Here is a 4841-nt window from a genome sequence, read left to right on the forward strand (position 1 = left end):
GGATACCAATATCAAGGGCGCTGTCGCCAGCGGCGAACAGGTGGTCGCGAAAGTCGGCGGCGACCTGAACATCGAAAGCCTGCAGGATACGGCCACCTTCGACAGCAAGAACCAGAGCCTGGGCGTGAGCGGCACCTTCGGCATGGGCGTCAGCGTCAGCGGTAGTTTCAGTGACAGCAAGCTGAGCAGTGATTACGCGAGCGTGCAGGAGCAGAGCGGCATCCGGGCCGGCGCCGGCGGCTTCCAGCTGGTCGTCGACGGCAACACCGACCTGAAGGGCGCCGTCATTAGCAGCAGCCAGGAAGCGATCGATGCGGGCAAGAACAGCTTGACGACCGGCTCGCTGACCGTGCGCGACATTGCGAACCATGCCGACTACAAGGGACACAGCGTCGGGTTGAGCGGTGGCCTCGGCACCGAAGGCGATAGCCGGGATGCGGCGCCGGATACTTCCGGCGTCGGCGGTGACAGCTGGAAGTGGATGCAGACCGGCGGCAGCGGCATGAATGCGCCGGTCGCGCTGGGTGCCTCAGGCAACGATTCGAGCACGACGGTGAGCGGCATTAGTGGTGGTGTGGTCACGATCACCAATGGACAGCAACAGCAGGCGCTGACTGGGAAGACTGCCGAGGAGATGCTGGCGGAGCTCAACCGCGATGTGTCGAACGAGAAGGATACGAGTGGGCGGATTGAGAACAACTTCGATCAGGCGTCGATCCAGGCGGGGTTCGAGATCGTCGGGGCGTTTACCGGGCAGGTATCGACGTTCATTGCGGATAAATCGCGGGAAATAGATAGCGTTCGTACGAAGGCCGAAAATCTGGATGCCGAGGCGGATGCGCTCACCGCAAAAGCTGAAGCGCTTCCGGATGGCCAAGAGAAGCAGCGTTTGCTTGATGCAGCTAGTTCATTAATGGAGGAAGCTACAGCTAAACGTATTCAATCGATCACGCTTGAGGATCAGTGGGGGCCAGGTGGTACTTATCGCCAGATTGCGACCGCGTTTACAGCAGCCGCTGCTGGCGATGTAAGCGGAGCGACGAACGAATTCATTCAGCGCAGCCTGGTAAATTGGGCTCAGTCGAATATTGCTGGCAGCATTAAACAGCTTGCGGAAGATTATGGGCTCGCGGAGGGATCTCCAGCACACGTTGCATTGCACGCCATATCCTCATGTGCTGGAGCCAACGCTAATGGGGCACAGTGTGGCACTGCAGCAATAGCCGCAGCGAGCGCGACATTAGTTAGCTCGCTAACAGCAGTAGACGGTAGCGATTTGACGAATGAGCAAAAGGATGCACGTTCTGCCTTAATCCAAACATTCATTGTTGGCGCTGCTGTAGTGGCTGGAGCGGAAGCCAATACGTCGAATACAGCCGCACTTATTGAACTTGAAAACAACTCTCTACAGTTAAAGAAGGTTGCAGCTGGGCTGAAAAGGTCCAAAGACTATCTTTCAAAAAAGGGCAGCGAAGGACTCGAAAAGGTCGGCGAACTTCTGGAGAAGCTCGAAATAGGAGAGTTAAAGAAGAGGCAGAAACAGATCAGCGACTTCTTGGATGCCGCCGCTGCAACGGGCGGATTGACTGATGGCGAGATCGCGGCACTAGGTATCCTCTACGCAGCAAATGAAGCTCTGTTTCCTACTGGCGTGTTAGATGTAGCCCCAGGACTTGGGAAAGCTATCAGACATGCTGGTACGCTGATAAAGAGTGGCGTGCGAGCAGAAGAAGCCGCACGCGTGGCAAGCGCTGCAACAAAAATCCATCCGACGGGAAAGATACAGATTGATGTCGCGTCAGGCTCGAAAGGCGATTGGAGTAAAATACTAAACAATCCCGAGGCCAACACGATCTATAACGTGGACGGGAGCTATCTTTATCACACTGATGAGCTTGCGAGAGTAAATAAGGTAGAGGGGAGCCTGAATTTACAGACGTTTGACAGAAATAAATATCAACAATGTGTGGCAGGAAAATGCGGTGCCGCGGGCGACGAAGGTGGTCATTTAATTGCGTCTATATTTTCCGGGCCAGGTGAGAAACTTAACATAGTTCCCATGAACGGTAATTTGAATAAAGGCGAATGGAAAAAGCTGGAAAATGAATGGGCAAGAGCTCTTGGTGAAAATAAGACTGTTCAGGTCAGTATCCAGCCAATATATAATAATGCCACAAAGCGCCCTGATGAATTTACAATAATTTATCAAATAGAGGGGGGCAGGCAGAGAACTTTGCAGATAAAAAACACCCCTGGAGGAACTTAATGAAAACTGATATTGATATATATAATGAATTAGCTCGTATGCTAATCGAGCAAGCCCCCAGTGAGGCTGTGATCATTAAATTAAAATTCGTTGTGAAGATAGAATTGAGTGTTGACGAGAGTGGTATGAATGAATTCTTCTTCGATTATATTGATGAGGCAGGGGAGGAGAATTGGTTTGGCATAAATGATGGCCGAATTGTGTCAAAAATCGGGAATCTTTGTCTGATGCTTCGTGAGAAGATGAAGGAGGGCGGTCAAGGAGTTTGGTCGGTATTAGACTTCGCAGTTAATTTGAGAGGCAATAATTTTTCTGCAGACTTTGGATATGGGGAGCAGTAATTTATTGATGAGTAAGCGACACTGGTGTCAGGTCTGACATTGGGACGCGGTCTCGGCTATTCCTGTAAGGATTTAGACCTGACGGCGTTGCTGTGTTGTGAGTGGCGGGCGGCCCGCCCAACCTGGCCGCGGTGGCGCGGTGGATGGCGGCATCAGGGGCGGCCGAAAATTTCTTCCTCGACCGCTCGCGTGAGGATTGGATTGAGCACGCGCGAGAAAAGCTTGAGCTGATCGGGAAGATCACATCGGTTGGCCCTATCAAAGCTGAGAACAGACTGCGCGGCGCCTTTGCGCTGATCGGCGAGCGCGGCAAGGTAGATGTCAAATTCACGCTCACACCTGAACACGATCCCAAGGTGCAGGAAATCGAGCTGACGCCAGCAAAGCAGTAATCATCCGGCTGTCCTGCGACAGAGTAACGCTGAGCTGCGACCCAAAGCAGACCTTCAGGAGCCGCGTATTGGAAAGGCGGTTAGCAATCGTGCGCACTGCGATGATATCGGCTCTAGATAGCTTTGGTCGATGGCAAAAATAAATCGGTGCTCTTGAGTCGATTGGTCTGGCGTGATCCGCACTTCCATTTCGATTGCGCCTAAAGATTTCGCCCTTAACGTCACTGCAATCTCGGGCTCCATGCATTCGAGTGTCGCCTCACCCTGTAGGTCCGCGAGCAGCTTGTCCAGGGCATGCTGCCAGTCCTGAATTTCATCGGTGCGGATGAAAGCTCCTCGTACCAGCACGGTTGCACCGTTCTCAGAGCAAACCGCAGTAGCGTTCAGCCAATTTCCGTCCCAATAGTCATCTACGTCTCGATACCTGTATCCGTGTACCCACAGCTTGAGGCCTGCGAGATGAAGATGTGGCTCACCCAGTTCGTTCAAGTGACGGTTCACTTCACCACCATTTGCCGAACTGATTGAACGCTGAATACAGCGCATGCATTGACCCAGCATTGATCTTCAAACGAATTGCGATGTTGTCGCCGTCTTGTGACTGCCTTTCTGATCGAGGATTGATCGTCAGATACTCCTGAGATAGATGGCGTTCGAAGTGAAGTACTGGATACTTGCTCATTTCCTACAGTTCGGCGTTGCAGGCGTCGCGGAGTTCATTTTCAAATCGAAGGAGAGCGTCATACTCGAGCCAAAGTGCTCGGCAGTCCATTTAAGACACTGGCTCCATCCTGCATACTCAACTTCAAGCCAGGCCTGGACACCAAGATCTGTCGGATCCACTTCTGCAAACTGAAGCTGGAATTTGAGTGGTCCTTCAAAGAAAGTTACGTCTGCAACCATCTGAATCCTTTCTCGGGTTGGGCAATTTTGATTATCGCAACGACCGTTTCTGTCCCGATAGCGGCCGTTCGGAACGGCCCAGTGTACGCGGTTGCTGCATCCATGGGTAGCAGCAAGGTTTTCGAGCGCTGTAGATTATTCAACCGCCAGCCGCAGTTCGCCAGTGCGATCCAGCACGTAATGATCGAGATCGCGCGCCAACAGCAGCTTACCGCCATACTGCACGCGCGCCTCTTCCTCGAGCAGCGCCAGCGGCAGCGGCCCACCGTCTCATCGAGGCGGCACGGGACCTGGCCGACTTGGCCGGCAAGATCACTGCTGGCAACGCGTTCATCACGGCGGGCAACGACATTCGCTTCAACACGATCAAGACCGGCAGCACCTATGAGTCGCAGATCAGCGGCTATACGCAGAACGACAGCAGCATTACGCATGCGCTGAGCCAGATCAATATTGGCGGCGATCTGGGGATGAAGGCAGGGGGCAGCCTGAACCTGACGGGGACCCAGGTGGCGATCGGGACGAGCGGCAGCGGGACGGGTTGGCTTACTGCGGGCAAGGATGTGAACATCGGGGCGGTGGTCAACGAGGTCAATACCAGCCAGTACAACGATCCGTCGAGCAAAGTGTACGACAGGCAGGTGCATCAGAACCAGACGGTGATCGGCGCCGGCGTGGCTTCCGCGGGTGACTTGACAGTCAAGGCTGGCACTGGCGGCGCGGGTTCGCTCAATATCGTGCGTCTTTCGGCAGCAATGGCACTTCGATCGGCTTCACCGCCAGCGCCAGTGTGGGCAAGGGAAAGGAAGACGGCAAGGGCACCACGCAACTGAATTCGCACGTTACTGCCGGCAAGCAGCTCGCCATCGAAAGCGGTGGGGATACCAATATCAAGGGCGCTGTCGCCAGCGGCGAACAGGTGGTCGCGAAAGTCGGCGG

Annotated in this window: 7 protein-coding genes; 5 read left to right on the plus strand and 2 right to left on the minus strand. The window is 54.2% G+C overall.

What is annotated here, in order from left to right; translation table 11 throughout:
• The 3 genes from SOM61_RS26350 to SOM61_RS26360 form a co-directional block, all read left to right on the plus strand.
• The coding region (locus tag SOM61_RS26350) for a DNA/RNA non-specific endonuclease (protein WP_320476820.1) at positions 1–2266 on the plus strand (2266 nt) is incomplete at its 5' end.
• Positions 2266–2607 carry a hypothetical protein gene (locus SOM61_RS26355; protein WP_320476821.1) on the plus strand — a complete coding sequence of 114 codons (342 nt, stop codon included), beginning with the start codon at positions 2266–2268 and terminating at the stop codon, positions 2605–2607. The genes SOM61_RS26350 and SOM61_RS26355, both read left to right, overlap by 1 nt.
• 143 nt (positions 2608–2750) lie before the next feature.
• Positions 2751–2999 (plus strand): hypothetical protein, encoded by a 249-nt coding sequence (locus SOM61_RS26360; RefSeq protein ID WP_320476822.1) that lies wholly within the window; start codon positions 2751–2753, stop codon positions 2997–2999.
• A gap of 54 nt (positions 3000–3053) precedes the next feature.
• Here SOM61_RS26360 and SOM61_RS26365 read toward each other — a convergent pair whose 3' ends face one another.
• Positions 3054–3545: a WapI family immunity protein gene (locus SOM61_RS26365; RefSeq protein ID WP_320476823.1), complete on the minus strand. Its 492-nt coding sequence runs from the start codon at positions 3543–3545 to the stop codon at positions 3054–3056.
• Between the two features lie 132 nt (positions 3546–3677).
• On the minus strand, positions 3678–3902 hold the full coding sequence (locus SOM61_RS26370; RefSeq protein ID WP_320476824.1) for a hypothetical protein: 225 nt from the start codon (positions 3900–3902) through the stop codon (positions 3678–3680).
• A 299-nt stretch (positions 3903–4201) separates the two neighbouring features.
• On the opposite strand from SOM61_RS26370, the gene SOM61_RS26375 reads away from it, so the two are divergent.
• On the plus strand, positions 4202–4735 hold the full coding sequence (locus SOM61_RS26375; protein WP_320476825.1) for a hypothetical protein: 534 nt from the start codon (positions 4202–4204) through the stop codon (positions 4733–4735).
• Positions 4693–4841 (plus strand): hemagglutinin repeat-containing protein (locus tag SOM61_RS26380; RefSeq protein WP_320476826.1); only part of this gene is annotated, 149 nt, incomplete at its 3' end. The genes SOM61_RS26375 and SOM61_RS26380, both read left to right, overlap by 43 nt.

This window comes from Massilia sp. CFBP9012 (assembly GCF_034045115.1).
In the GTDB taxonomy this organism is placed as follows: Bacteria; Pseudomonadota; Gammaproteobacteria; order Burkholderiales; family Burkholderiaceae_D; genus Telluria.

Coding starts and splice junctions, on each gene's coding strand:
- SOM61_RS26355 (WP_320476821.1), top strand. CDS start 2,266: ATGAAAACTGATATTGATATATATAATGAATTAGCTCGTATGCTAATC.
- SOM61_RS26360 (WP_320476822.1), top strand. CDS start 2,751: ATGGCGGCATCAGGGGCGGCCGAAAATTTCTTCCTCGACCGCTCGCGT.
- SOM61_RS26365 (WP_320476823.1), bottom strand. CDS start 3,545: ATGCGCTGTATTCAGCGTTCAATCAGTTCGGCAAATGGTGGTGAAGTG.
- SOM61_RS26370 (WP_320476824.1), bottom strand. CDS start 3,902: ATGGTTGCAGACGTAACTTTCTTTGAAGGACCACTCAAATTCCAGCTT.